This window comes from Fodinibacter luteus, from assembly GCF_039541575.1.
Lineage (GTDB): Bacteria > Actinomycetota > Actinomycetes > Actinomycetales > Dermatophilaceae > Fodinibacter > Fodinibacter luteus.
Genome location: NZ_BAABGM010000010.1, coordinates 115,708 through 141,810, shown reverse-complemented (window position 1 = coordinate 141,810; position 26,103 = coordinate 115,708). Strand labels below are relative to the sequence as shown.

Annotated in this window: 19 protein-coding genes and 2 pseudogenes; 18 read left to right on the top strand and 3 right to left on the bottom strand. The window is 73.7% G+C overall.

The genetic code is table 11. The features are described 5' to 3' along the window. Nucleotides 1-124: 124 nt before the first annotated feature. The 11 genes and pseudogenes from hrcA (at nt 125) to ABD899_RS07695 (ending at nt 14,151) form a co-directional block, all read left to right on the top strand. Nucleotides 125-1,165 carry a heat-inducible transcriptional repressor HrcA gene (gene hrcA, locus ABD899_RS07750; protein ID WP_345204284.1) on the top strand — a complete coding sequence of 347 codons (1,041 nt, stop codon included), beginning with the start codon at nt 125-127 and terminating at the stop codon, nt 1,163-1,165. A 50-nt stretch (nt 1,166-1,215) separates the two neighbouring features. Beyond that, nucleotides 1,216-2,343, top strand: a complete 1,128-nt coding sequence (dnaJ, locus tag ABD899_RS07745) for a molecular chaperone DnaJ (protein ID WP_345204281.1) — start codon at nt 1,216-1,218, stop codon at nt 2,341-2,343. 25 nt (nt 2,344-2,368) lie between these two features. Next, the gene (locus tag ABD899_RS07740; protein WP_345204278.1) at nt 2,369-3,112 is read left to right on the top strand and encodes a 16S rRNA (uracil(1498)-N(3))-methyltransferase; all 744 of its coding nucleotides are present in this window, start codon (nt 2,369-2,371) and stop codon (nt 3,110-3,112) included. A gap of 16 nt (nt 3,113-3,128) precedes the next feature. After that, nucleotides 3,129-3,482, top strand: coding sequence for a histidine triad nucleotide-binding protein (locus ABD899_RS07735; protein WP_345204275.1), 354 nt, complete (start codon nt 3,129-3,131; stop codon nt 3,480-3,482). A 175-nt stretch (nt 3,483-3,657) separates the two neighbouring features. After that, nucleotides 3,658-4,287, top strand: a pseudogene (locus ABD899_RS07730) (PhoH family protein); the annotation flags it as partial. Between the two features lie 1,080 nt (nt 4,288-5,367). Further along, a pseudogene (locus ABD899_RS07720) lies at nt 5,368-5,676 on the top strand (PhoH family protein); the annotation flags it as partial. Beyond that, entirely contained in the window at nt 5,673-6,140 is a 468-nt protein-coding gene (gene ybeY, locus ABD899_RS07715) for an rRNA maturation RNase YbeY (RefSeq protein WP_345204274.1), read from the top strand. The pseudogene ABD899_RS07720 and the gene ybeY, both read left to right, overlap by 4 nt. A 12-nt stretch (nt 6,141-6,152) precedes the next feature. After that, nucleotides 6,153-7,442, top strand: a complete 1,290-nt coding sequence (locus ABD899_RS07710; RefSeq protein ID WP_345204271.1) for a hemolysin family protein — start codon at nt 6,153-6,155, stop codon at nt 7,440-7,442. Continuing rightward, complete coding sequence (gene era / locus ABD899_RS07705; RefSeq protein WP_345204268.1) at nt 7,439-8,374, top strand: GTPase Era; 936 nt, start codon at nt 7,439-7,441, stop codon at nt 8,372-8,374. Before ABD899_RS07710 ends, era begins: the two co-directional genes overlap by 4 nt. A 145-nt stretch (nt 8,375-8,519) precedes the next feature. Then, nucleotides 8,520-12,881 carry a patatin-like protein gene (locus ABD899_RS07700; protein WP_345204265.1) on the top strand — a complete coding sequence of 1,454 codons (4,362 nt, stop codon included), beginning with the start codon at nt 8,520-8,522 and terminating at the stop codon, nt 12,879-12,881. Nucleotides 12,882-12,885: 4 nt separating this feature from the next. Then, entirely contained in the window at nt 12,886-14,151 is a 1,266-nt protein-coding gene (locus ABD899_RS07695; protein ID WP_345204263.1) for an ankyrin repeat domain-containing protein, read from the top strand. Between the two features lie 493 nt (nt 14,152-14,644). Here ABD899_RS07695 and ABD899_RS07690 read toward each other — a convergent pair whose 3' ends face one another. Next, complete coding sequence (locus ABD899_RS07690; RefSeq protein WP_345204261.1) at nt 14,645-15,106, bottom strand: hypothetical protein; 462 nt, start codon at nt 15,104-15,106, stop codon at nt 14,645-14,647. A gap of 399 nt (nt 15,107-15,505) precedes the next feature. On the opposite strand from ABD899_RS07690, the gene ABD899_RS07685 reads away from it, so the two are divergent. Together ABD899_RS07685 and ABD899_RS07680 are read left to right on the top strand one after the other, a co-directional pair. After that, on the top strand, nt 15,506-16,594 hold the full coding sequence (locus ABD899_RS07685; RefSeq protein WP_345204260.1) for a prolipoprotein diacylglyceryl transferase: 1,089 nt from the start codon (nt 15,506-15,508) through the stop codon (nt 16,592-16,594). 42 nt (nt 16,595-16,636) lie between these two features. After that, a complete protein-coding gene (locus tag ABD899_RS07680; RefSeq protein WP_345204259.1) occupies nt 16,637-17,671 on the top strand; it encodes an aspartate-semialdehyde dehydrogenase in 1,035 nt (344 codons plus the stop codon). Nucleotides 17,672-17,982: 311 nt separating this feature from the next. On the opposite strand, the gene ABD899_RS07675 is transcribed toward ABD899_RS07680, so the two are convergent. After that, nucleotides 17,983-20,007 carry an acyl-CoA dehydrogenase family protein gene (locus ABD899_RS07675; protein WP_425474949.1) on the bottom strand — a complete coding sequence of 675 codons (2,025 nt, stop codon included), beginning with the start codon at nt 20,005-20,007 and terminating at the stop codon, nt 17,983-17,985. Nucleotides 20,008-20,117: 110 nt separating this feature from the next. Here ABD899_RS07675 and ABD899_RS07670 point away from each other — a divergent pair, with 110 nt between their 5' ends. Next, nucleotides 20,118-20,372 carry an acyl-CoA-binding protein gene (locus ABD899_RS07670; RefSeq protein WP_345204256.1) on the top strand — a complete coding sequence of 85 codons (255 nt, stop codon included), beginning with the start codon at nt 20,118-20,120 and terminating at the stop codon, nt 20,370-20,372. A 20-nt stretch (nt 20,373-20,392) separates the two neighbouring features. On the opposite strand, the gene ABD899_RS07665 is transcribed toward ABD899_RS07670, so the two are convergent. Next, nucleotides 20,393-21,310, bottom strand: coding sequence for a GNAT family N-acetyltransferase (locus ABD899_RS07665; RefSeq protein WP_345204254.1), 918 nt, complete (start codon nt 21,308-21,310; stop codon nt 20,393-20,395). A gap of 251 nt (nt 21,311-21,561) precedes the next feature. Between ABD899_RS07665 and ABD899_RS07660 the strand changes: the two genes are divergently transcribed. The 4 genes from ABD899_RS07660 (at nt 21,562) to leuA (ending at nt 26,102) form a co-directional block, all read left to right on the top strand. Beyond that, on the top strand, nt 21,562-22,374 hold the full coding sequence (locus tag ABD899_RS07660; RefSeq protein WP_345204253.1) for a GntR family transcriptional regulator: 813 nt from the start codon (nt 21,562-21,564) through the stop codon (nt 22,372-22,374). After that, on the top strand, nt 22,371-23,396 hold the full coding sequence (locus tag ABD899_RS07655) for a 1-aminocyclopropane-1-carboxylate deaminase (protein ID WP_345204251.1): 1,026 nt from the start codon (nt 22,371-22,373) through the stop codon (nt 23,394-23,396). The genes ABD899_RS07660 and ABD899_RS07655 overlap by 4 nt, the downstream gene beginning before the upstream one ends. Continuing rightward, entirely contained in the window at nt 23,381-24,187 is an 807-nt protein-coding gene (gene ddaH / locus ABD899_RS07650; RefSeq protein ID WP_345204249.1) for a dimethylargininase, read from the top strand. Before ABD899_RS07655 ends, ddaH begins: the two co-directional genes overlap by 16 nt. A 169-nt stretch (nt 24,188-24,356) precedes the next feature. Beyond that, nucleotides 24,357-26,102, top strand: coding sequence for a 2-isopropylmalate synthase (gene leuA, locus ABD899_RS07645; RefSeq protein ID WP_345204247.1), 1,746 nt, complete (start codon nt 24,357-24,359; stop codon nt 26,100-26,102). The last annotated feature ends 1 nt before the right edge of the window (nt 26,103 follow it).

Below are 26,103 nucleotides of genomic sequence, written 5' to 3'. Positions count from 1 at the left end.
CCGCCGCGCCCGGGTGGCGCGCCGTGGAGGGCCGGTCACGGTGGCGGCGTCGCGGGGGCACTGTGGCGCATCCCGTAGAATTGGCACTCCGAGTGCGAGAGTGCCAGACGGAGGTGACCACCCCATGAGCGAGGACCGACGGCTGCGCGTGCTGCGCGCCATCGTCCAGGACTACGTCCAGACCTCCGAGCCGGTGGGCTCCAAGGCGCTGCTCGAGCGCCACCAGCTCGGCGTCTCGGCGGCCACCGTGCGCAACGACATGGCCGCCCTCGAGGAGGAGGGCCTCATCGCCGCTCCGCACACGAGTGCCGGGCGGGTGCCCACGGATGCCGGGTACCGCCTCTTCGTCGACCGGCTCTCGGCGATCAAGCCGATGAGCGCCGCCGAGCAGCGGGCCATCGCCCACTTCCTCGAGGGCGCCGTCGACCTCGACGACGTCGTCGACCGCACGGTGCGGCTCCTCGCCTCGCTGACCCGGCAGGTCGCCGTCGTCCAGTACCCCTCCCTCGCGCGCTCCTCCGTGCGGCACGTCGAGCTCGTGCCGATCGGCGGGCACCGGCTCCTCGTCGTCCTCATCACGACGACCGGGCGGGTCGAGCAGCGCGTCATCGACGTCGGCACCGACCTCCTCCTCGACGACGAGGGCGAGGGCGAGGCCACCCTGGCCGTCCTGCGCACCGAGCTCAACCGGGCGACGAGCGGACGCACCCTCGCGGAGGCCTCGGCCGAGCTCGCGTCGGTGCCCGAGCGGTTCGACCCGGGGCTGCGAGACCTCGTGCGGGCCATCGGCACCGCGCTGCAGGACTCCCTCGTCGAGGAGCGCGAGGAGCGCGTCGTCCTCGCCGGCACCGCCAACCTCGCCCGGGTCGGCCCCGACTTCACGACGAACCTCGGGCCGGTCCTCGAGGCTCTCGAGGAGCACGTCGTGCTGCTCCAGCTGCTCGGCACCGTCGCCGAGCAGGGCGAGCGCATCGCCGTGCGGATCGGGCACGAGAACCCGTACGCCGGGCTCCAGGCGACGTCGATGGTGACGACCGGCTACGGTGCCGGGTCCGACCTCGTCGCGGGCCTGGGCGTCGTCGGTCCGACGCGGATGGACTACCCCACGACGATGGCGGCCGTCCGGGCCGTCGCCACGTACGTCTCGCGCATCCTCGCCCAGTAGGCGCCCGCCCGCCCGTCCCCCTGAACCCCGTCCCGAAGGACCTGCCACCCGTGAACGACTACTACGCCGACCTCGGGGTCGCGCGCGACGCGAGCCCCGAGGACATCAAGCGCGCCTACCGTCGCGCTGCGCGGCGCCTGCACCCCGACGTCAACCCCGGCCCCGAGGCCGAGGAGCAGTTCAAGAAGGTCTCCCAGGCCTACGACGTGCTGTCCGACGCCGACAAGAAGCAGGCGTACGACATGGGGTCCGACCCCTACGGCTCGGGTGCGGCGGGCTTCGGCCAGGGCTTCTCGTTCAGCGACATCATGGACGCCTTCTTCGGCGGCCAGGCGGGGACGGCCGGGAGGGGGCCGCGCTCGCGCACCACCCGGGGCCAGGACGCCCTCGTGCGCCTCGACATCGACCTCGCGGACGCCGTCTTCGGCGCCCAGAAGGAGCTCACGATCGACACCGCCGTCGCCTGCGGCACCTGCCACGGAGGCGGGATGCAGCCCGGCACGACGACGCGCACCTGCGACGTCTGCGCCGGCCGCGGCGAGGTGCAGCAGGTGCAGCGCAGCTTCCTCGGGCAGGTCATGACGACCCGGCCCTGCATGACCTGCCAGGGCTTCGGCCAGCTCATCACCCACCCCTGCTACGAGTGCTCCGGCGACGGGCGCGTGCGCACCCGCCGCACCCTGACCCTCAAGGTGCCGCCGGGCGTCGACACCGGCACCCGGATCCAGCTCGCGGGCGAGGGTGAGGTCGGGCACGGCGCCGGGCCCGCGGGTGACCTGTACGTCGAGGTCGCCGTCAACCGGCACCCGGTCTTCCAGCGCCGCGGGGACGACCTCCACGCGACGATCGAGGTGCCGATGACCGCGGCCGCGCTCGGCGCGACCCTGGGCATGGAGACCTTCGACGGCCCGCGGGACCTCGACGTGCGCCGGGGCACCCAGTCCGGCGACTCGATCACCCTGCGCGGGCTCGGGGTGACGCACCTGCGCGGCACCGGGCGTGGCGACATCGTCGTCCACGCGATGGTGCAGACCCCGACCCGGCTCGACGCCGAGCAGGAGGAGATCCTCCGTCAGCTCGCCAGGGCGCGCGGCGAGGAGCGACCCGAGGGCCGGGTGGCCAACCCGGCCGAGGGCTCGATCTTCGGCAAGCTGCGCGACGCCTTCAAGACCCGCTGAGCCACGGCATCCCGCGCGCGAGACGATGACGCTGCCCCTCCACCTCCTCGCGCCCGAGGCGCTCGCGGGCCGGGGGGTCGGCGACGTCGTCGTCGTCGACGGCCCCGAGGGGCGGCACGCCGCGACGGTGCGCCGCACCCGGGTCGGCGAGCACCTCCTCCTCACCGACGGTGCGGGCCTGCGCGTCGAGGGCGAGGTCGTGGCGGCCGGCTCGGGCACCCTCGACGTGCGCGTCGTCGCGGTGAGCACCGACCCGGTCCCGAGCCCGCGCCTCGTGCTCGTGCAGGCGCTCGCGAAGAACGACCGCGACGACCAGGCGATCGAGGCCGCCACCGAGTGCGGTGTCGACGAGGTCGTGCCCTGGCAGGCGGCGCGCAGCGTCGTGCAGTGGCGCGGGGAGCGCGGCGAGAAGGCGTGGCGCAAGTGGGATGCCGTGCTCGTCGCCGCGACGAAGCAGTCCCGCCGCACCCGGCGGCCCGTGCTCGCGCCGGCGGCGACGACGGCCGACCTCGCGCGGCGCGTCCGTGCCGCCGGCGCCGCCTTCGTGCTCCACGAGGACGCCGCGATGCCGCTCGCGACCGTCACCCTGCCGGATGCCGGTGACGTCGTGCTCGTCGTCGGGCCCGAGGGCGGGGTCTCGCCCGAGGAGCTCGCGGCGCTCGAGGCGGCCGGGGCGCTCGCCGTACGGCTGGGGAGCACGGTGCTCCGGTCGTCGAGCGCCGGCCCCGCAGCCCTGGCGGTCGTCAGCGCGATGAGCCGCTGGCGCTGACGACTAGATTCGACCCATGAGCGAACCCACGGGCGAGGACTGCCTGTTCTGCCGCATCGTCGCGGGCGCCCTCCCCGCGCAGGTCGTCGGCGAGAGCCGGCACTGCCTCGCGTTCCGCGACATCGACCCGGCCGCCCCGACGCACGTGCTCGTCGTGCCCCGGCGGCACGTCCCCGACCTCGCGAGCCTCGCCGCGGCATCCCCCGACGAGCTCGCGGATGCCGTCGCCCTCGCCGCCCGGGTCGCCGACGACGCGGGCCTGCCGGGCTACCGCACCGTGGCGAACACCGGCGCGGCGGCCCAGCAGAGCGTCTTCCACGCGCACCTCCACGTCCTCGGCGGGCGCACGCTGAGCTGGCCGCCCGGGTGACCGTGCGAGGTCGTGCCCACGGGAATCCGTGGTGCCCGCCGTCGGTGCGGGCTCGTAGACTCGTCCCACGATGACTGACGCCCATACCGACCAGCCCGCAGGCCCCGACGCGGGGGCCGGGCAGACGCACCCCCACGTCCGCGAGCACACCGTCGTCGTCCCGCCCGACGTCGCGATGGTCACCCTTCTCGGCCCCCGGGACGAGATGCTCCGCACGATGGAGCGCCAGTTCCCCCATCTGGGCATCCACGTCAGGGGCAACGAGTTCCACATCTCCGGCCCGAGTGCCGACGTCGCGCTCGTCGAACGGCTCATCGACGAGCTGCTCGACGTCATCGAGGGTGGCCAGCCGCTCAACCGCGACGCGGTCGAGCGCTCGATCCAGATGCTGCGCGCCCAGACCGTCGAGCGGCCCGCCGACGTGCTCACGATGAACATCGTCTCCAACCGCGGTCGCACGATCCGCCCCAAGACGCTCGGCCAGAAGCGCTACGTCGACGCCATCGAGGACAACACGATCGTCTTCGGCATCGGCCCGGCGGGCACCGGCAAGACCTACCTCGCGATGGCCAAGGCGGTCGCGGCGCTGCAGGCCAAGCAGGTCAACCGGATCATCCTCACCCGCCCCGCGGTCGAGGCGGGCGAGCGCCTCGGGTTCCTCCCGGGCACCCTCAACGACAAGATCGACCCCTACCTGCGCCCGCTCTACGACGCGCTGCACGACATGGTCGACCCCGAGTCGATCCCGCGGCTCATGGCAGCCGGCACCATCGAGGTCGCCCCCCTGGCCTACATGCGCGGCCGAGCGCAACCGCTCGACAGCAGGGTGCTGACACCCGAGGGCTACCGCCGCTTCGGAGACCTGGAAGTCGGCGACCTCGTGGTGGGGTCGAGCGGCCTGCCGACCCATGTGCTGGGCGTGTTCCCGCAAGGACGTCGGCGGGTCTACCGCGTCACGACCCAGGACGGCGCGTCGACACTGGCCTGCGGGGAGCACCTGTGGACGGTCCGCACCGCCGAGGACCGGCGGCGAGACCGCTGGCGCACTGTCCAGACCCAGGACATGGTGGGCCAGGAGCGCCGCGCCCACGCACGACGGTTCGAGCTGCCCCTCGTCGACGCCGTCGAGTTCGTTCCGCAGGAGGTCCCCATGGACCCCTACGCCCTGGGGCTGCTGCTGGGCGACGGGTGCATCACGACGCGCACGACGCCGTCGTTCACGAGCACGGACCCCGAGCTCGTCGAGGCGCTGCAGGACGCCTTCGACGACGTGGCACTACCCGTGGACGTCACACCAAGGGGGCCCATCGACGACACGCTCCACCACCGCGGACACGGCCGCGGGGGCCTGCGCGTGGCCAACCCGGTCACCACGATCCTGCGCCAGCTGGGCCTCGCCGGCACGCGGTCCTCGACGAAGTTCGTCCCGCGGTCCTACCTGCACAACTCCTCGTGGGTGCGCCTCGCCCTGCTCCAGGGGCTGCTCGACGTCGACGGCGGTCCCGTCGTCCAGCAGGACCGCACCTGCCGGGTGCAGTACTCCACGACGTCCCCACGGCTGCGCGACGACGTCGTCTTCATCGTGCGTTCCCTCGGTGGTGTCGCCTACTGGCGCTCGCGCCCGGCGGAAGGACGAGCACCAGGGCGGGCAGCCGGTCGGGAGGTGCCGTACCGCAACGACGCCTTCGTCGTGGACATCCGACTCCCCGAGGGCTACCAGCCCTTCCGCCTCGAGCGGAAGCGGACCTGCTACGAGGCGACGGGCGGTGGTCGCCCGATGAGGTTCGTCGACCGGGTCGAGCCCCTCGGCGAGGTCGAGACGATGTGCATCCAGGTGGCGGCGGCCGATTCGCTGTACGTCACGGACGACTTCGTCCTCACCCACAACACCCTCAACGACGCGTTCATCATCCTCGACGAGGCGCAGAACACCACGCCCGAGCAGATGAAGATGTTCCTCACCCGCCTCGGCTTCGGCTCCAAGATGGTCGTCACCGGCGACGTCACCCAGGTCGACCTCTCGGGCGGAAACCTCAGCGGGCTGCGGGTCGTGCGCGACATCCTCCTCGACCTCGAGGACGTCCACTTCGCCGAGCTCACGGCCGTCGACGTCGTTCGTCACCGGCTGGTCGGCGCCATCGTCGACGCCTACGGCCGCTGGGACGACAAGCAGCCCAAGGGCCCTCGCCGGTGAGCATCGACGTCCTCAACGAGACCGAGTTCGCGCTCGACGAGCTCGAGCTCGTCGCCTGCGCGCGCTACGTCCTGGCCCAGATGCGGGTGCACCCGCAGGCCGACCTGTGCCTCCGGCTCGTCGACGAGGACGCGATGGAGACCCTTCACGTGCAGTGGATGGACCTGCCCGGCCCGACCGACGTCATGAGCTTCCCCATGGACGAGCTGCGCCCGGCCCGCGAGGGCGCCGAGCCACAGGAGGGCGTGCTCGGCGACATCGTCCTGTGCCCGGGGGTCGCCGCGAGGCAGGCCCGCGAGGCCGGCCACGCGACCGAGGAGGAGCTCCTGCTGCTCACGACGCACGGCATCCTGCACCTGCTCGGCTACGACCACGCGACGCCCGAGGAGGAGACGGAGATGTTCGAGCTGCAGCGCCAGCTGCTCCTCACCTTCCTCGCCACCCGCGGCCGGCCCACCACCTGATCGCCGACCCCCATGACCCGCCTCGTGACCCTCGCGGTCCTCGCCACCCTCCTCGCCTTCCTCATCTCCACGGCCGAGGCCGCGTTCCAGCGGATGTCGCGCACCCGCGCCCAGGAGCTCCTCGACGAGGGAAGACCCGGCGCCAGGGCGCTCGTGCGCGTCGTCGGCGACACCGCGGCGTACCTGTCGGTGCTGTCCTTCCTGCGCGTCATCGCCGAGTCGACCGTCGCGGTCATGGTGACCCTGGCCGTCACCGACTACGTCGACGGCACGGTCGAGGGCTTCCTCGTCGCCATCGCGATCATGGCCCTCATCTCGTTCGCCGTCGTCGGCGTGTCCCCGGGCACGCTCGGGGCGCAGCACAGCGCCCGGGTGGCCCTCGCAGCCGCCCCGAGCACGGTGTGGCTGCGGCGCGTGCTCGGCCCGTTCTCGCGGCTGCTCATCGCCCTGACGAACGCGATCACCCCGGGCAAGGGGTTCCGCGACGGCCCGTTCGAGAGCGAGAGCGAGCTGCGCGACCTCGTCGACATGGCCCGCGACCACGCCCTCATCGAGGCCGGCGAGCGCGAGATGATCCACTCCGTCTTCGAGCTCGGCGACACGCTCGCGCGCGAGGTCATGGTGCCGCGCACCGACATGGTGGCCATCGACGACGACCGCACCTGCCGCCAGGCGATGAGCCTGTTCCTGCGCTCGGGGTTCTCGCGGATCCCGGTGCTCGGCCGCGACGTCGACGACGTCGCCGGGCTGCTCTACCTCAAGGACGTCATGCGTCGGCTCAACGCCGACCCGGATGCCGGGGCGCTGCCGGTCACCGAGCTCATGCGGCCGATGCCGTTCGTCCCGGAGAGCAAGCCGGTCGACGACCTGCTGCGCGAGATGCAGCGTGACCAGACCCACTTCGCCGTCGTCGTCGACGAGTACGGCGGCACGGCCGGCCTCGTCACGATCGAGGACATCCTCGAGGAGATCGTCGGCGAGATCACCGACGAGTACGACCGGGAGGCCCCCGAGGTCGAGGACCTCGGCGACGGCCGGGTCCGGGTCTCCGCGACGATGCACGTCGACGACCTCGCCGAGCTGTTCCACGTCGCGCTCGACGAGGAGGAGGTCGACACCGTCGGCGGGCTCATCGGCAAGGAGCTCGGCCGCGTGCCGATCCTCGGGTCCACGTGCGAGGTGGCCGGCCTGCGCCTCACCGCCGAGCGCATGTCGGGGCGGCGCCACCGCATCGCGACCGTCGTCGTCGAGCGGGTCGAGCCGGTGCCGATGGCGCCGGAGATGGAGGAGCGCGCCGGATGAGCGCCAACGAACCGCACGAGCGGGAGTACGTCGCGGGTTTCGCGTGCCTCGTCGGCCGCCCCAACGCCGGCAAGTCCACCCTGACCAACGCGCTCGTCGGCAGCAAGGTCGCGATCACGTCGAGCAAGCCGCAGACCACGCGGCACACGATCCGCGGCATCGTCAGCGGGGAGCACAGCCAGCTGATCCTCGTCGACACCCCCGGGCTGCACAAGCCGCGGACCCTGCTGGGGGAGCGCCTCAACGACCTCGTGCGCGAGACGCTGCTCGAGGTCGACGTCATCGGCTTCTGCCTGCCGGCCGACCAGCGGATCGGGCCGGGGGACCAGTTCATCGCCAGGGAGCTCGCCGAGATCATGGGCGGCCGGCGCACGCCCGTCGTCGCGATCGCCACGAAGTCCGACACCGTCGACCGGCAGCGGCTCGCCGAGCACCTCATCGCGATCGACCGGCTCGGCGACTGGGCGGCCATCGTGCCGTGCTCGGCCACCCGCGGCGACCAGGTCGGGGAGGTCGCCGCGGTCCTCGCGGAGCACCTGCCGCCCTCACCCGGGCCGCTGTACCCCGACGACGTCCTCACCGACGAGCCCGAGCTCGTCATGATCGCCGAGCTCGTGCGCGAGGCTGCGCTCGAGGGCGTGCGCGACGAGCTGCCGCACAGCCTCGCCGTCGTCGTCGACGAGGTCGTCCCGCGCGAGGGGCGCAGCCCCGACCACCCCCTCCTCGACGTGCGGGTCAACGTCTTCGTCGAGCGCGACTCGCAGAAGGCCATCGTCATCGGGCGCGGCGGCTCCCGGCTGCGCGAGGTGGGCACGACCGCTCGCCGCGGCATCGAGGGGCTGCTCGGGCAGCGGGTCCACCTCGACCTGCACGTCAAGGTCGCCAAGGACTGGCAGCGCGACCCCAAGCAGCTGGGACGCCTCGGGTTCTGAGGACCCGCCCCGGGGCCTGCGCTGGGCCGCCCCACCCACCTCGACCCCTGCGCGTATCACCGACGCCCGCGACACGCTCCTTTCTGGTTGTCGGCGACCGGACCCCGGGTGAACCATGGGGTCACCCGCACGGGAGGAGCGATCCATGGAGGACCAACCGGACCCGCACGGCCTCGGCGCGCACGACCTGTCCACCGTCCCGCCCGAGGAGATCAGGTTCGGGGTGGTCATGAACGGCGGGGTCTCGCTCGCCGTGTGGATGGGCGGGGTCGCCCTCGAGCTCGACCGGCTCGTCAAGGCCGGGGACGGGCAGGGGCCGTACGCAGACCTGCTCCGCCTCACGGGATGCCGGGCCCGGGTGGACGTCGTCTCGGGCACCTCCGCGGGCGGGGTCAACGGGGCCGCGCTCGCCCTCGCCCAGGTCAACCGCTACGCCGACCTCGCCTCGCTGCGTGACGTCTGGGTCGAACAAGGGCGCATCGAGGCCCTGCTGCGGCAGCCGTTCCGGGGTGCCCCGAGCTCGCTGCTCAAGGGCGACGACCACTTCCTCCCCCAGCTGCACGCGGCGATGGCGCGGCTCGCGGACCCCCTCGACCTCGTCCCCGCCGACCAGGCGCCGATGGACCTCACGATGGCGACGACCGTGCTCGGGGGGAACCAGGAGGTCACGGTCGACTCGCTCGGGCAGCGGCTCCCGCAGACCGTCCACGCGGCACGGTTCCGGTGGCGGCGGCCGACGGACGCCCGGGACGTGACGGGGGAGCCGGGAGAGCCGGGAGAGCCGGGGGAGGCGGAGGCCGGTGCCGGCCCCCGGCATCCGGAGCGGGTCGACCCGTTCTGCGCCGGCCGGATCGCCGTCACGGCGGCCCAGATGGCGCTGGCGGCACGCGCCTCGTCGAGCTTCCCCGTGGCGTTCGAGCCGACCTTCGTCCCGGTGCCCACGGGGGGTGCGGCGGACACCGACACGACGGGCCTGCGCCCCTCGATGGCCGACGTCGTCGAGGAGTGGGGCGACGCGTTCCCGGCGCGCGACCGGTCGCGCTTCGTCGTCGACGGTGGCGTCCTCGCGAACACCCCGACCCGCGCGGCGGTCGAGGCGATCGGGTTGATGCCGGCGGAGGGCCCGGTGCGCCGCGTCATGCTCCTCGTGTACCCCCACGCGCCGGCGCCCGGAGCGGACCCCGGCGACGACGCGACGCGGCCGCCCACGCTCGCCGGGTCGCTCACCGGCGTGCTCGGAGCCCTGTCGGCCCAGGGGAGCCGCACCTTCGTCGACGAGCTCGAGGACCACAACATCCGCGCCGCGAGCCGGCGGGGGACCCGCTCGGACATCCTCGGCGGCTTCGGGGACCGTGGGCCCGGGGGCCGGACTCAGGACCTCGAGGGCCTCGGGGCGGAGCTCTTCCCCCACTACCGGCGCCTGCGGATCTGGCACGCGGCACGGGACCTCGCGCGGCGACAGGTCGGCCACCGGCCCCCGGCGTCCTGGCCCGAGGGTGACGACGTCTGGGACTACGAACGGATCCGGCGGGCCGCCGAGCTCGCCCAGCAGGCGGTCGAGGACGCCCGCGGCGGGGGAGGGAGCCCGACGAGCCCGGTGCACGGCATCCCCTACCTGCCCGAGACCTACCCGACCCGCGACGCGCCCGACACGGGGTCGCCGTGGCGGTGGGGCGTCTCCGGAGCGGTGTCCGTGGCCGAGACCGTGAACGAGCTGCTCCGCGAGCTCGTGTGGATGCTGCCCCCGGGCGACGACTGGACCACATCGAGTGACGCCCGCAAGCACGTGACGGAGCTGATCCGGGACATCCGGGAGTGCCGGCACCTCACCGACGACGCGTGGGAGGAGGACGAGGTGCTCGCCGCGCTGCGGCCCGACCAGCACTACTGGATGCTGCGCCTCGCGTCGTACGCGCGGCTCATGGGCGGAGGGGGCGACGAGGGTGTGCGACAGGCGATCTCGCGTGTCGCCCAGTCGGAGTACGAACGTCGTTTCGAGGTCGGGAACGACCTCGGAGCGGCCGAGGCGTGGCGGGCGTCGGTGACCGCCCACCTCGAGGAGGTCCTGCTCGACCCGCACCGGGCCCCCGGGACCGCCGGCGAGGCGGTGGCCCAGCGCGTCCGGGCCGTCGTCGACCAGCTGCTCACGGTCGTGCCGGTGCTGCGGCGGGCGGCGGGCTCGCGGGTCATCACGTCGGCCTCCCGGGCCGGCGACGTCCTCGGGGACCGGCGCTCGCTCGAGCGGTGGTGTGCCGCACTCGCGCCGGGAACCGGCGCCGTCACGGTATCCGGGCTCCTCACCACCCTCCTCCAGCTCGAGGTCGCCAGCACGACCATCGGCGACGACACGATGACCGGCTCGACGATCCCCATCGAGGTGGTGCAGCTCTCGGCGCAGACCCGCAACGCGTTCGCCCGGCACTCGACCACCGGGGACGACAAGCTCGGCGGCTGGTCGGTCAAGCGCTTCGGCGGGTTCCTCAAACGGTCCTGGCGGGTCAACGACTGGACGTGGGGCCGGCTCGACGCCGCGACGGTGCTGTGCCGCACCGTCCTCGACCCGGCCCGGGTGCGGCGGGTGGCGTACCTGTCGGGGTACCTCACCTCCCACCCCGACCCGTGGCGGCTCGCCGAGAGCACCGTCGACGGCCTCGTGGCGTCGCTGTTCGCCGGCACCGGGCTCAGGGACGACCCGCGGGTGCGCGACCTGCGCGACCGGGCGGTCGTCGAGCTGGCGGGCGCCTTCGCCGTCGAGACGACGCCGACGGGCCAGCTGCCACCCTCGATGCCGGCGCTCGCGGACCTGTTCGCGTGGTCGGTCCAGCTGGCGACGATGCCCGAGGAGGTCGCTGCGCTCGCGGCCGCGATCCGCGAGGACCGCGCCGACGGGGCCAACCCGCGCTCCCGCGGCGAGCTGTTCCTCGCCGCCGAGGCGCCGCTCGTCGGGCGCCTCGAGAGCGCCCTCGGCGAGGGCTCCCAGGTCTCGGGGGCCGACCGGGTCGCGCTCCTCGCGGCCTTCGACCGGGCCGGGGTGGGCCGCGAGCCGCTCACGGACGAGACCTCGAGCGACCTCATGATCCGCAACGCGTCGACGGCCGGTGCCGTGTCGGCGACGGTGCTCGACTCACCCTCCTCGGGTCTGGGAGCGGTGCGGCCGGTGACCCGCCTCGTGCGCGGTGCGATGCTCGTCCTGCACTGGACCATCGTCGGCCTGACGTCGCGCGGGGTCGTGCCGCGGATGCTGGCCCTGCTCGGGCTCTCGCTGGGCGGCATCCTGCTCACCGCCTCGCTGCTCGGCGCGCTCCCCGGTGCGTGGTCGGGGCCGGCCGCCCTGTTCGGCGCCTCCTGCCTTCTCGCGGCGTTCGCCTTCGGCGCGCTGCGGACGGGGACGATGCTCCACGGGCTGGTGCTGCTGAGCCCGATCGTCCCGCTGCTGACGTTCGCGCTGTCCCAGCTGAGGGCGGTGGGGGAGGACGAGGCCGCCGCCGAGGGAGCCGCGCGGGGCGGCGTCACCCTCGCCGCGATGATCGGCATCGCCCTGGGGCTGCTCGTGCTCGGCAGCCTGCCGGCCGCCTACGGCAGCGTCTGGCTGGCCCTCGGGTCCCTCGCGGACCGCCGTGGGGTGCCGCACCTCGACACGTCCGGGCGCTCGAGGGTGGCGCGGTGGTGGGTCGGTGCCGTCCGGCGCGCGCGGGGGGTGGGGCGGTCGCTGCCCGCCCTCGTCGTGCCCGCGGTGGTCGTCGCCGTCCCCGTCGTCGTCGCGTGGTGGATCGTCGACACCGGGATCGAGCAGGTCGCCGGCTGGCTCACCGAGAACCGGTGGTGGTTCGTGGGGCTGGCCGTCGCGTGCCTCGTGCTGGGGTCGGTGGCCGCGTTCTTCTTCGGCGACCAGCTGCGGCCCGCCACCCGGGTGCGCAGGCCGGGTGCCGACGCGCTCCGGTGGGACTACGGCCCGCTCGTGAGCTCGGCGGGGGTCAACGCCTCCTGGGCCGTCCTGTACGGCGCCGGGTACTTCGTCATCGCGATCGCCGTCGTGTGGTCGGCGCTGGCGGGTGAGGGCGAGACCCGTTCGTGGCTCGTCGCCCTCGTCGTCACGGCCCTCGTCCTCGGCGTCGCGCTCGGGCTCCTCTACCCCCTCGTGGCGCCTCTGCTCGCGCTGCGCGGCCTCGAGCGCCGCGAGCTCGCGCGCGACCTCGAGCGGACCGGTGTCCGCTACGCCGTCGCCGATCCGGTCGTCCTCGACGACGACTCGCAGCGTGAGGCCTACGCCCTGGCGACGGCCCGCAGGTCCTACGCCGTCGACCTGGCCGAGCGGGGAGTCGCCTACCGGTGGCTCGTCTCCACGGCTCCGGGCATCGACGGCCGGCGCCCCTCGCTCGCCCCTCGAGGTGCCGAGATGCTCCGGCGCCTCGACGAGGCGCGGGCCGTGCCACCACCGAGCGGGCTCCGCTGGCGGGTGCGACGTGCTGCGTGGCGGGTGTCCCGCAGCCGCCGGGGGGACGGGTAACCCGGTGGGACGCCGCGCCGCTCGCGGGCCCGGCTCGTCGCTTCCCGTCGTGGCGCTCGTCGTCGTCGCCCTGGTGGTGGCGCCCGTCATCGTGCTCGCGAGCACGTCGGACCGGGACGTCGTCGGCACGCCGGGTGAGGCGACGACGCGACCCGGCGTGCCGGCATCCGGCACCGACCTCGACGAGCAGCTCCGTGACGCCGCGTGGGCGAACGACGTCGAGCGGGCCCGTCAGCTGGTGGCGGCCGGCGCCGACGTCGATGCGCAGGACTCCACCCAGCAGTCGGCCTACCTCATCGCGACGAGCGAGGGGTACCTCGACCTCCTCGACCTCACCCTCGCCGCCGGAGCCGACATCGACGCCAAGGACGGCTGGAACGGCACCGGGCTCATCCGGGCGGCGGAGCGCGGCCACCACCTGATCGTCGGCAGGCTGCTGCGGGCCGGCATCGACAAGGACCACGTCAACCGCATCGGATACCAGGCCGTGCACGAGGCGGTGTGGTTCGGCGCGGACGCGGCCGACGAGCTGGCGACGGTTCAGGTGCTCGTCGCGGGCGGCGTCGAGCTCGACCGGCCCTCGGGCACCGAGCGGCTCACCGCGCTGCAGATGGCCCGGGAACGCGGGTACCCCCGGCTCGAGCGGGTGCTGGACGCGGCCCGCCGCCACCGGCCCTTCACCGACCCGGATGCCGCACTGCTCGCGGCCGCCGCGTCGGGGGAGGCCGACGCCGTCGCCCTGGCCCTGCGCGACGGGGCCCGCCTCGAGGCGAGGGACTCGGCCGGGCGCACCGCGCTCCTCCTCGCGTCGGCGGAAGACCACGTGGAGGCGGCGCGCGTGCTCGTGGCCATGGGCGCCGACCCCGACGCGCGCGACGACCGGCAGGACACGCCGTGGCTCGTCACCGGGGTCACCGGGAGCGTCGAGATGCTCGAGACGCTCCTTCCGGCGGACCCGGACCTCACCCTCGTCAACCGTTTCGGCGGGGTGTCCGTCATCCCGGCGAGCGAGCGGGGCCACGTCGAGTACGTACGACGCGTCGTGACGACGGGCATCGACCTCGACCACGTGAACCGGCTCGGGTGGACGGCGCTGCTCGAGGCGGTGGTGCTCGGTGACGGGGGAGTGCGTCACCAGGAGGTCGTGCGCATCCTGCTGGCTGCGGGCGCCGACCCGTCCATCGGGGACCGCGAGGGGGTCACGGCTCTCGAGCACGCGGAGCGGTTGGGGCACGCCGAGCTGGCCGCGATCCTGCGCGAGGCCGGGTGAGGCGGGCGGCCCGGGCGGGCGCGCGCGACCATCGCCGAGCGGGAGGCGACCGGCTCGTCGAGGTGGCCGGCCGCTTCCTCGCCGCCGGCTCCGCCTGACGGGGCCGCTGTAGCTATACGGCGCGCATCCGGGACCCGGCCCGCTTCGGGTCGATTGTGGCTCGAGGTGGCCGTGGGAGGCTGGGTGTACGTGAGGCTCGGCGCTGGAGTGCGCCGTGCCGAGGCGCTTCGTCCACAGGGCGTGCGGTCGTTGCCGTCGTCCACAGGTGGGCGGCGGGTTCGGGCCGGTGTCGGTGGACACCTGTACGGTTTTCTCATGAGGGGGAGATCGGGTTTCGAGGGGTCGGGCGGCAGCCCGGGGAGTGGTGTGCCGCAGCCGGTTCCAGACGCCACGCCACGCGAGCGGGGGGATGGCGTGCCGCCCGGTGGTTCGGATGCCGCGCCGTGGATGCCGTGCCGCGCGGTGGTGGCGGTGTCCCGCCTGGGGGCGGCAGTCAGGTCTCCGCCGCCGGTAGCGGGGATGCCGTGACCGAGGGCGCCGTGGCCCGACCGGTGTCGGAGGCAGTGCCGTCCGGCGGGGATGCCGCCGCGTCTGGTGGTGTGGTGGGGCCGGTGGTGGCGTTCCAGGGGTGGCTGGCGGGGGTGGATGTCGGGGGGCTGAGCGACGCGGAGCGGGTGGACCTGGTCGGGGTGTTGGAGCGGGTCAAGGGGTCGGTGTGTGCGGTGCAGGCGCGGGCCACGGATGCGGTGCGGTGCTCGCGGGAGGTGGTGGCGCCGGTGGACGCGGCCCGTTCGGTGGGGTCGGTGGTGGCGTTGGCGCGCCGGGAGCCCCCGTCGGCGGGGGACCGGTTGGTGGGGGTGGCCCGGGCGTTGGTGCACGAGATGCCGGTGACGATGGCCGCCCTGGCGGCCAGGGTGATCTCGGAGCGGCACGCGGTGGCGGTGGTGGCGGCCACGGCGTGCCTGTCGGTGGAGGATCGGGGGGTGGTGGATGCCCGGGTGGGTCCGGTGCTGCCCGGTGTGGGGGTGCAGGGTGCTGCGGGTGCGGCGGGGCGGGTGGCGGCGGAGCTGGACGCGGCGGCGGTGGTGGCCCGGCGGGCGGCGGCGGTGGCCTCGCGGCGGGTGACGACCCCCCGGCCCCGCAGGGGATGGCGTACCTGTGCGTGCTGGGTCCGCTCAAGGATGTGGTCGGGGCGTACGCGGCGGTGCGGGCCCGGGCCCGGGCGGTGGCGTCCGGGCAGTGCCCTGAGGAGGGTCCGCAGGGTCGGGGGGTGGGGGCGGTGATGGCCGATACCGCGTTGCGGGTGTTGTCCGGGCGGGCCGTGGGTGAGCTCACTGCGGTGGAGGTGCACCTGGTGATCACCGACATGGCGTTGTTCGGGGTCGGGGATCCCAAGCGGTCGGTCAACGAACCGGCTCGCATCCCCGGCCACGGCAGTGTGCCCGCCCCGATCGCCCGGGCCTGGCTGCGCAAGAACCTCGACCCCGACGACGACGACGAACCCGACGACGCCGCAGGGGACGACACCGTGCCCGATGACGCGCCTGACGACACCGTGCCCCGAGAGGCCGCTGGAGTCGACGATGTCGTTCCCGACGACCACGTGCCCGACGAGCCTGTGCCGAACGACGCCCTGCGCGACGACGCTGAACCTGACGAGACCGGGCCCGACGAGGCGACCCAGGACGCTGACGGTGACGAGGCTGAGCCGGAGCTGGCCGTGCCCGACGAGGCGGCTGACGACGCTGAGCTTGACGAGGCCGGGGCCGACCCCGCGGGGCCCGAAGCCACAGCTGATGGTCCCGCCGGGGGCGCCACGGCTCGGTCCCGGGGCGCCGGGCAGGGAACCCGGGCCCGGAAGCCCGAGGCGGGTTCCCGGGTGGCGCGGGTGTGGCTACGTCGCCTGTACACCAGCCCGGACGGGCGCGACCTGGTCGGCATGGACTCACGACGGCGCACGTTCTCGGGGTTGCTGCGCCGGATGCTGGTGCTGCGCGATGACGTGTGCACCACCCCGTGGTGCCAGGCCCCGATCGTGCACGCCGACCACGCCCACCCGGCCCGGGCCGGCGGGGTGACCGGGTACGGCAACGGTGACGGGCGGTGCGCGAGGTGCAACCAGGTCAAGGAGGCCCCGGGGTGGTCGGTGCGGGTCATCGACGACGGCCTGCCCGGGCGGAACCGGCCGCGCCGCGTCGAGGTGACGACCCCGACCGGGCACCCCTACCGCTCGGTCGCGCCGCCACTGACCGGCTGGGGGTGGGAGGAGACGCCCGGCCCGGACATCCCCCGGCCCGCAGACGACCAGGACCTCGGCGCCGAGCACTCCTCCGCCCCCGCCACACCCGGCATGGACCACCCGACCGGCAGCCCTCCCCCCGAGCCCGCGACGTCGAGGAAGCCGTGGTGCTCCGCGGCCGCTGACGGAACGCCCGCATCGTGAGCCCGGTGACCGACATGCGGACCTCTCCCTAGACTGGTGCTCATGCGAGTCGGAGTCTTCGGAGCCACCGGTCAGGTCGGCAACGTCATGCGCACGCTTCTCGACGAGCGGGGCTTCCCGGTCGACGAGATCCGTTTCTTCGCGTCGGCGCGGTCCGCCGGTACGACCCTGACGTGGAAGGGCGAAGAGGTCACGGTCGAGGACACCGCGACGGCGGACTTCTCCGGCCTGGACGTCGCCCTGTTCTCCAACGGCGGTGCGACGAGCCGGGAGTGGGCGCCGCGCGTCGCCGCCGCCGGGGCCGTCGTCGTCGACAACTCGAGCGCCTGGCGCAAGGACCCCGACGTGCCGCTCGTCGTCTCCGAGGTCAACCCGGAGGACCTCGACGTCATTCCCAAGGGCATCGTCGCGAACCCGAACTGCACGACGATGGCCGCGATGCCGGTCCTCAAGCCGTTGCACGACCTCGCTGAACTGGTGCGGCTGCACGTCAGCAGCTACCAGGCGGTGTCCGGCTCGGGCGGCGTCGGTCTCATCGAGCTGGACTCCCAGCTGCGCGGCGGCTACGCGTCGGGTGACCCCAAGGACCTCGCCCTCGACGGGTCGGCCCTCACCCTGCCCTCGCCGCAGGTGTACGCGGTTCCGGTCGGCTTCAACGTCGTGCCCCTCGCCGGCTCGATCGTCGACGACGGCTCGCTCGAGACCGACGAGGAGCAGAAGCTGCGCAACGAGTCGCGCAAGATCCTGCACATCCCCGGTCTGCGCGTCTCGGGCACGTGCGTCCGCGTCCCCGTCTTCTCCGGCCACAGCCTCGCGATCCACGCCGAGTTCGACCGCGACATCAGCCCCGAGCAGGCCCTCGAGGCCCTCGCCAAGGCACCCGGCGTCGTCGTCACCGACGTGCCGAACCCCCTGCAGGCGACCGGTCACGACGAGGTCTTCGTCGGCCGCGTCCGCACCGACCAGGCAGCACCCGAGGGCAGGGGCCTCAACCTCTTCGTCGTCGGCGACAACCTGCGCAAGGGCGCGGCGCTCAACGCGGTGCAGGTCGCCGAGGAGCTGCTCAAGCGCCGCTGAGCCCTCGCGCCCCCTCGTCCGTTAGAACGGTTCTGCGCCGTTTCGCGGGGCTGCTGACCGCGGCTCCCTACCCTCGTGGACTGCGACGGTGCGACGGCGGAGACGACCGGCTCACCGGCATCCTCGTCGACGGCGCGTCCGGCAGCATCACCCGGTCGACCGTCGACTCGCTGCGCGAGGGGGCAGCGGGTCCAAGAGGGCAACGCGATCGTCGTGCGCAACAACGCCACCGCGGCCGGACCCACGGTCGACAGCAACACCGTCACCGCCTGCGGCCACGGCGTCCTGCGAATCACCCGCGCGCGGTCGGCTCAGCGCACCCGTCGCCAGACGGACTCCTCGGTGCTCGGCCCCGGCTCCCAGCGTGCGATCCACGGCCCGGTGCCCTCGCTCTGGTCGAGCACGCCCTCCTCGAGCCAGGTGACGTCGCCGTCGAGCACGGCGTTGGCCAGCCTGCGGTCGGTGGAGTCGGTGTTCGCCCAGAGCTCGTCGAAGAGCACCTCGACGCGCTGCCGGGCCTGACCGCAGAACGCGTCGGCCAGCCGCTGTGCCGACCGGCCCCGCACCGGGTCGTCGGCGAGCAGCATCTGCGCCCGCACGCACGCCGCGGACATGGCGAACAGCTCGGCTCCGATGTCGACGACCCGGCCGAGGAAGCGCTGGTGGTGCTCCATTGCCGCCTGCCACCGCGACATTCCGTAGAACGTCTGGCGGGCCATCCGGCGCGACGAGCGCTCGACGAAGCGCAGGTGCCGGGCGAGCGGCCCGAACTCGGCGTACGAGGTCGGCAGGGCCCCGGGCCCGGCCACGAGCTGAGGCAGCCACCTCGCGTAGAACCCGCTCGCCCCGGCTGCCGCGCGGGCGCGGGCCTGCAGGTCGGCATCCGGCGACGCGAGGTCGCCCGCCGCCGCGAGGTGCTCGTCGACGGCCTCGCGGGCGATGAGCAGGTGCATGATCTCGCTCGAGCCCTCGAAGATCCGGTTGATCCGCAGGTCGCGCACCAGCTGCTCCGCCGGCACCGCACGCTCCCCGCGGGCGGCGAGCGAGGCCGCGGACTCGTAGCCGCGGCCACCCCGGACCTGCACGAGCTCGTCGGCCACCCGGCAGGCCATCTCGCTCGCCCAGAGCTTGGCCAGCGCCGCCTCGATCCGGATGTCGGTGTCGCCCGCGTCCGCCAGCGCGCAGGACAGCTCGACGACCGACTCGAGCCCGTATGCGGTCGCCGCGATGAACGCCAGCTTCCCGCCGACGGCCTCGTGCCGGCCGACGGGTCGACCCCACTGGACCCGCTCGGCCGACCACTCTCGCGCGATCTTGAGCGACCACTTGGCCGCCCCGGAGCACATGGCCGGGATGGACAGTCGCCCCGCGTTGAGGGTCGTCAGCGCGATCTTCAGGCCGTCGCCCTCGCGGCCCAGCCGGTCCTCGACCGGAACGCGCACCCGGTGCAGCCGGGTCAGGCCGTTCTCGATGCCGCGCAGCCCCATGAACGCGTTGCGCCGCTCGACGGTGATGCCGGGTGCGGTCCCCTCGACGACGAAGGCGGTGATGCCGCCCCGCCCGCCCGGGTGCGCGGGGACGCGCGCCATGACGACGAGCAGCTCGGCGACGACGCCGTTGGTCGTCCACAGCTTCACGCCGTCGAGCAGGTAGGCCGTGCCATCGTCCGTCGGGACGGCGGTGCTCTCCATCCGCGCCGGGTCCGACCCGACGTCGGGCTCGGTGAGCAGGAACGCCGAGATCGCCCCCGCCGCGCAGCGGGGGAGGAACCGCTGCTTCTGCTCCGGCGTGCCCACCAGCTTCACCGGCTCGGGCACGCCGATCGACTGGTGCGCCGAGAGCAGCGCCCCGAGGGACGGATGGACCGACCCGATGAGCATGAGCGCCCGCGCGTAGGACTGCATCGTGAGCCCGAGCCCGCCGTACTCGGTGGGGATCTTCATCCCGAAGGCCCCGATGTCGGCCAAGGCCCGGATCGCCTCGTCGGGCACCTGCGCCTCGCGTTCGATGCGGGCCCCGTCGATGCCGGTCGCGACCTCGCGCAACCGCTGGAGGAACGCCTCCCCCCGCGCCTCGTCGCCGGCGTCGGCCCGCGGGTGCGGGTGCACGAGGCCGAGGTCGCAGCGCCCCAGGTACAGCTCCTTGGCGAAGCTGGGTCGGCTCCAGCCGGTCTCGCGCGCCTGCTCGGCGACCTCGCGCGCCTCCCGCTCCGAGACCCGAGGCGGACCGGACGCGTCGCCCCCGCCGCCCGCGTCGCCCGCGTCGCTCCATCCGCTCCCGTCGCCCACGTCTTGTGCGCTCCGTGCGCCGCCTCGGTCGGACATCATCGCGCCCATCGCTGGCTCCTTCGCCGTCGGTGACCTCCAGTGTGTCCTCCGCGACCCCGAGGCGGCGGATGAGAGGCAGCGCACTGCGCGGCGGACGTCAGCCGTCCTAGAGTGGCGACATGGCCACTGAGGACGAGTTCCACGCCGCTTCCGAGGACGTCAAGACCCTCGCGAGCGACCCCGGCAACGACGCGAAGCTCAAGCTGTACGCCCTGTACAAGCAGGCGACCGAAGGGGACGTGCAGGGCTCCCGACCCGGTCTCATGGACTTCGTCGGGCGAGCGAAGTACGACGCGTGGGCGAAGTTGCAGGGTACGAGCGCCGACGACGCCCGCGACCAGTACGTCGCGTTCGTTCGTTCGCTCGGCGCCTGACGCCGAGGCGCCGCCCCTCGTCAGCCGCGAGGCAGGTCGGTGACGAGGTGGGTCCAGGTCTGGGTGACCTCCATGCCGACCTTGAGGTAGAGGTCGAGCGCGCCGGTGCGTGAGTCGGTCGAGAGCTCGCTGCGAGTCGCACCCTCCGCACGGGCCAGGCCGAACGCGTCGGCGAGCATGGCCTGCGCCAGCCCACGGCCGCGGTGCGCCCGGTCGACCGCCAGCTGGTGGACGTAGCCCGACCCCTGGCTGTCGAGGATCGTGAACGACGCGCCCACGACCGACCGGTCGTGCTCGACGACCCTGAGCTGCCACGGCTGCGTCCCGGGGCGGCGGACCGTCGTCGCGGCCCAGTCCTCGAACGACTCCCGCTCGCGCCCGGCCCACTCACCGAACGCCTCCTGGATCACCTCGTAGGCGGCCCGCTCCCGGTCCACTGCGTCGCCGGTGGCGAGCGAGTACCCCGCCGGCAACGGCCGTTCGCCGACCTCGCGCCCCTCGGGCAGCTCCAGCACCCAGGAGGTGTGGCCGAGCCGGTACCCCTGGGTGAGGAGCAGCCGTTGCGCGGCGGACCCGTCGGGCGTCGTCTGCCCGACCGTCGTCGCGCCCATGGTCCTCGCCCGCGACTCGGTCCACCGCAGCAGCCACGACCCGAGGCCGCGCCCGCGCACCGCCGGGTGCACGGCCCCCTCGGCGCGCGTGCCGCCACGGGTCACCTCGGCGGCCGCGACGAACTGCTCGGCCTCCAGGATGCCGATGCTGTCGGTCGCGAGATCGAAGCTCGGACGCGCCCAGTCACCGGCGAGGTCCTCGGGCTCGATCGCGAGGTGGCCGGCATCCGCGACCTCGTCCGCGGCGTAGACGGCGTACACCGCGTCGAGGTCAGTGGGGACGAGAGGTCGGGCCGTGAGCCCGCGTGGCAGGTCGGGGAGGTCCATGGACCCAGCATGGTCGCGGCGACGCCTCGGCGCACCCGAGTTCCGGCGGGAGGGCCGCCACGCCCGCCACGCCAGAGCGCGGCGGCGACGCGCAGCGCACCCGAGTTCTGGCGGCGGACTCGCCACGCCCGAGTTCTGGTGGGGAGGGCCCCGCCGCGCCGCGTTCCGGCGGCTACCCTCGGCGCCACCCGGGTCTTGTTCGCGGCGCCCGCGGCTTGACACGCGAAGCTCCGTGATGTGCGATATATCGCATGCCGGTGCCTCCCGCCCCAGCGCACGTTCAGCGCTCCCTGCTGCGCGACGACGTCTACACGCGGCTGCGCGACGCCGTCGTCGACGGCACCCTCGCCCCGGGGGAGCAGCTGCGCGATGCCGACCTCGCCGCGTGGCTCGGCGTGAGCCGCACTCCGGTCCGTGAGGCCCTCCAGCGGCTCGCCGGGGCGGGACTCGTGCTGACGACCCCCGGGCGGTCGACCACGGTCGCGACCCTCGACCGGCGCGAGATCCGCAACGCCCAGGTCGTCGTCGCCGCGATGCACCGCCTCGCCGTCGAGGAGGCCGTCGGCCAGCTCACGGCCGCCGACCTCGACGCCATGCGCGAGGCCAACGCGCGCTTCGCCGACGCTCTGGGGCGGGGCGACGCCGACGCCGCCCTCGCAGCCGACGACTTGTTCCACGCCATCCCCGTCGCCGCCGCGGCGAACACCGCCATCGCCACGGTGCTCGACCAGTTCACGCCCGTCCTGCGGCGCCTCGAGCGGCTGCGGTTCGCCTCGCTCTCGGGGCGCACCTCGGTGCGCCTGCACGACCGGCTCGTCGACCTCTGCGCAGCCGGGGACGCCCCGGCGGCCGCCCGCGTCGCGCACGAGACCTGGGAGACCCTCCAGCCGCTCCTCGACGCGCTCCCGCCCGAGAGCCCGGCTCCCGCCACCCCAGCTCCCGCCACCCCAGCGCCCGGCACAGCACCGACAGCCCTCGCCACCCCAGCGCCCGGCACAGCACCGACAGCCCCCGCCAGCCCACCCCCTGCCACCGCACCGACCGACATCGAGGACACGCCATGAGGCTGCACGAGTTCCCCCGCCACCCCCTCACCTTCGGCCCCAGCCCGGTGCACCCCCTCGACCGCCTCAGCGACCACCTCGGGGGCGCACGCGTGTGGGCCAAGCGCGAGGACGTCAGCAGCGGCCTCGCCTACGGCGGCAACAAGGTGCGCAAGCTGGAGTACATCGTCCCGGACGTCCTCGCCCAGGGCGCCGACACCCTCGTCTCCATCGGCGGAGTCCAGTCGAACCACACCCGCCAGGTCGCCGCGGTCGCCGCCCACCTCGGCCTGAGCTGCCGTCTCGTCCAGGAGAAGTGGGTCCCGTGGGACGACCCGGTCAACGACAAGGTCGGCAACATCCTGCTGTCCCGGATCATGGGGGCCGACGTCCGCCTCGACCCCGCAGGGTTCGACATCGGCATCCGCACGTCGTGGGAGGACGCGATCCGCGAGGTCGAGGAGTCGGGCGGGCGGCCGTACGGCATCCCCGCCGGCGCCTCGGAGCACCCGCTCGGCGGGCTCGGGTTCGCGAACTGGGCCTTCGAGGTCGCGGAGCAGGAGAAACAGCTCGGCGTCCACTTCGACACCGTCGTCGTGTGCACCGTGACCGGGTCGACGCACGCCGGGATGATCGCCGGGTTCGCCGCCCTCGAGGAGCTCACCGGGGTGCGCCGCCGGGTCATCGGCATCGACGCCTCGGCGACGATCGACAGGACCCGCGACCAGGTGGCCCGCATCGCGCGCCACACGGCCGAGCTCATCGAGCTGGGACGCGACCTGCGCGACGACGAGATCGAGGTCCTCGAGGGGTGGGCCGGCGACCGGTACGGCATCCCCGTCGACTCCACGATGGAGGCGATCAGCCTGAGCGGCCGCCTCGAGGCGATGATCATCGACCCCGTGTACGAGGGGAAGTCGATGGCCGGCCTCGTCGACCTCGTGCGCGACGGCGAGATCCCGAAGGGCTCGACGGTGCTCTACGCGCACCTCGGTGGGCAGCAGGCACTCAACGCCTACCACTCGCTGTGGCCGGCGTCGTGACCCCGCCGGATGCCGGGAGCCGTCCGGTCGCGCTCGTGCGGCGCCCCGGCCCGCGCCTCGCCGAGGGGCTCGTCACGCACGTCGAGCGCTCGCCCGTCGACGTCGACCGTGCGCTCGAGCAGTGGCAGGCGTATGCCGGGGCTCTCTCCGACGCGGGATGGGAGGTCGTCGAGGTCGAGCCGGCCGACGACTGCCCGGACGCCGTCTTCGTCGAGGACGCCGTCGTCGTCCACGGCGACCTCGCCGTCCTCACCCGGCCCGGCGCCCCGGAGCGCCGCGACGAGGTCGCAGGCGTCGAGCGCGCGGTGCGCGGCCTCGGGCTGCGGGTCGCGACGATCGAGGCGCCGGGCACCCTCGACGGCGGGGACGTGCTGCGCACCGGTGGCACGGCCTACGTCGGGGTCGGCGGGCGGACCAACGGGGTCGGCGTCCAGCAGCTCGCAGTGCACCTGCGCGAGTTCGGTGTCCGCGTCCAGGCCGTGCCGGTCACTCGTGCCCTCCACCTGAAGTCCGCGTGCACGGCCCTGCCCGACGGCACGGTCGTCGGCTGGGGTCCGGTCGTCGACGACAAGGAGGCGTTCCCCCGCTACGAGGACGTCCCCGAGGAGGGCGGCGCGCACGTCGTCGTCGTGGGCGAGGGGCACCTGCTCATGGCGACGAGCGCGCCGCGCACCGCGGCATCCTTCCGCTCCCGCGGCCACGAGGTGACCGAGGTCGACATCGGCGAGCTCGAGAAGCTCGAGGGCTGCGTCACGTGCCTGTCCGTCCGGGTGCGTGGCGGGGGTCGGTGAGTGGGCCGGGGTTGGCCGGATGCCGGGAGCATGGCACTCTGGACCCGTGCGTTCTGGACGCCTCCTCCTTCGCCGCCGCGGCGGGGCCTGAATCGGCCGCCCCTCGTCGCGGAGTTCCTGCTGCACCCGGCCGGGACCCCAGCAGACGAGACGAAGGCGTGAACCCCAGATGATCCACCCCCAGCAGCCCTCCGGGATGCCGATCCAGAAGTACGTGCCGTTCCAGAAGCAGATCGACGTCGAGCTCCCCGACCGCACCTGGCCGGACCGCACGATGACCAAGGCTCCGCGCTGGTGCGCGGTCGACCTGCGCGACGGCAACCAGGCCCTCATCGACCCGATGGACGCCGAGCGCAAGATGCGCATGTTCAAGCTGCTCGTCAGGATGGGCTACAAGGAGATCGAGGTCGGCTTCCCGAGCGCGAGCCAGACCGACTTCGACTTCTGCCGCGAGCTCATCGAGGGCGGGCACATCCCCGACGACGTGACGATCCAGGTGCTCACCCAGTGCCGCGACCACCTCATCGAGCGCACCTACGACGCGATCCGCGGCAGCCGCTCGGCGATCGTGCACTTCTACAACTCGACCTCGGTGCTCCAGCGGCGCGTCGTCTTCGGGATGAGCCAGGAGGGCATCATCGACATCGCCCTCCAGGGGGCGCGGCTGTGCCGGAAGCTCGAGGAGACGGTCCCCGAGACCGACGTCTACTACGAGTACTCGCCCGAGTCGTACACCGGCACCGAGCTCGAGTTCGCGGTGCGGATCTGCAACGAGGTCATCGCGGTCATCGACCCGACGCCCGACCACAAGATGATCGTCAACCTCCCGGCCACGGTCGAGATGGCGACGCCCAACGTCTACGCGGACTCCATCGAGTGGATGGTGCGCCACCTCGACCGGCGCGAGTCCGTCGTCGTCAGCCTGCACCCCCACAACGACCGCGGTGAGGGCGTCGCGGCGGCCGAGCTCGGCTACCTCGCCGGTGCCGACCGCATCGAGGGCTGCCTGTTCGGCAACGGCGAGCGCACCGGCAACGTCTGCCTCGTCACCCTCGGGATGAACCTGTTCAGCCAGGGCATCGACCCGCAGGTCGACTTCTCCGACATGGCCGACATCCGGCGCACGGTGGAGTACTGCACCCAGCTGCCCGTCCACGAGCGGCACCCGTGGGGCGGCGACCTCGTCTACACGGCCTTCTCCGGCTCCCACCAGGACGCCATCAAGAAGGGCTTCGAGGACATGGACCGGCGCACCGCGGCGGCGGGCACCGACGTCGACCACATCGACTGGGGCGTGCCCTACCTGCCGATCGACCCCCACGACATCGGGCGCTCGTACGAGGCCGTCGTGCGGGTCAACAGCCAGTCCGGAAAGGGCGGGGTCTCCTACCTGCTCAAGAGCGAGCACGGCCTCGAGCTGCCCCGCCGCCTCCAGGTCGAGTTCAGCCACGTCGTCCAGCGCCGCACCGACACCGAGGGTGGCGAGCTCTCGGCCGGGCAGATCTGGCAGATGTTCGCCGACGAGTACCTCCACGCAGACCGCCCCGACGAGCGGTGGGGCCGGTTCGCGCCCGTGCGCTCGACCCTCGTCGGCGCCGACGACGGCATGGACCACATCGAGTCCGTCATCACCGACCGCGGCAAGGAGGTCGAGATCTCGGGCACCGGCAACGGGCCGATCGCGGCCTTCATCGCAGCCCTCGAGCCCCTCGGTGTCGACGTCCGCGTGCTCGACTACCACGAGCACGCCCTGTCGGCCGGGGGTGACGCGCGGGCCGCGGCCTACGTCGAGTGCGCCGTGGGGGAGCGGGTGCTGTGGGGTGTCGGCCTCCACGAGTCGATCGTCAAGGCGTCGCTGCGGGCGATCATGTCGGCGGTGAACCGGGCCGAGCGCGACAGCGTCGTCCCGGTCTGAC

Excerpts from the sequence above, each read along its gene's own strand:
- ABD899_RS07680 (WP_345204259.1), top strand. The coding sequence starts at position 16,637 with ATGCGAGTCGGAGTCTTCGGAGCCACCGGTCAGGTCGGCAACGTCATG.
- ABD899_RS07675 (WP_425474949.1), bottom strand. The coding sequence starts at position 20,007 with ATGGGCGCGATGATGTCCGACCGAGGCGGCGCACGGAGCGCACAAGAC.
- ABD899_RS07700 (WP_345204265.1), top strand. The coding sequence starts at position 8,520 with ATGGAGGACCAACCGGACCCGCACGGCCTCGGCGCGCACGACCTGTCC.
- ABD899_RS07665 (WP_345204254.1), bottom strand. The coding sequence starts at position 21,310 with ATGGACCTCCCCGACCTGCCACGCGGGCTCACGGCCCGACCTCTCGTC.
- ABD899_RS07670 (WP_345204256.1), top strand. The coding sequence starts at position 20,118 with ATGGCCACTGAGGACGAGTTCCACGCCGCTTCCGAGGACGTCAAGACC.
- ABD899_RS07740 (WP_345204278.1), top strand. The coding sequence starts at position 2,369 with ATGACGCTGCCCCTCCACCTCCTCGCGCCCGAGGCGCTCGCGGGCCGG.
- ABD899_RS07660 (WP_345204253.1), top strand. The coding sequence starts at position 21,562 with ATGCCGGTGCCTCCCGCCCCAGCGCACGTTCAGCGCTCCCTGCTGCGC.
- leuA (WP_345204247.1), top strand. The coding sequence starts at position 24,357 with ATGATCCACCCCCAGCAGCCCTCCGGGATGCCGATCCAGAAGTACGTG.
- hrcA (WP_345204284.1), top strand. The coding sequence starts at position 125 with ATGAGCGAGGACCGACGGCTGCGCGTGCTGCGCGCCATCGTCCAGGAC.
- ABD899_RS07735 (WP_345204275.1), top strand. The coding sequence starts at position 3,129 with ATGAGCGAACCCACGGGCGAGGACTGCCTGTTCTGCCGCATCGTCGCG.
- ABD899_RS07655 (WP_345204251.1), top strand. The coding sequence starts at position 22,371 with ATGAGGCTGCACGAGTTCCCCCGCCACCCCCTCACCTTCGGCCCCAGC.
- era (WP_345204268.1), top strand. The coding sequence starts at position 7,439 with ATGAGCGCCAACGAACCGCACGAGCGGGAGTACGTCGCGGGTTTCGCG.
- ABD899_RS07710 (WP_345204271.1), top strand. The coding sequence starts at position 6,153 with ATGACCCGCCTCGTGACCCTCGCGGTCCTCGCCACCCTCCTCGCCTTC.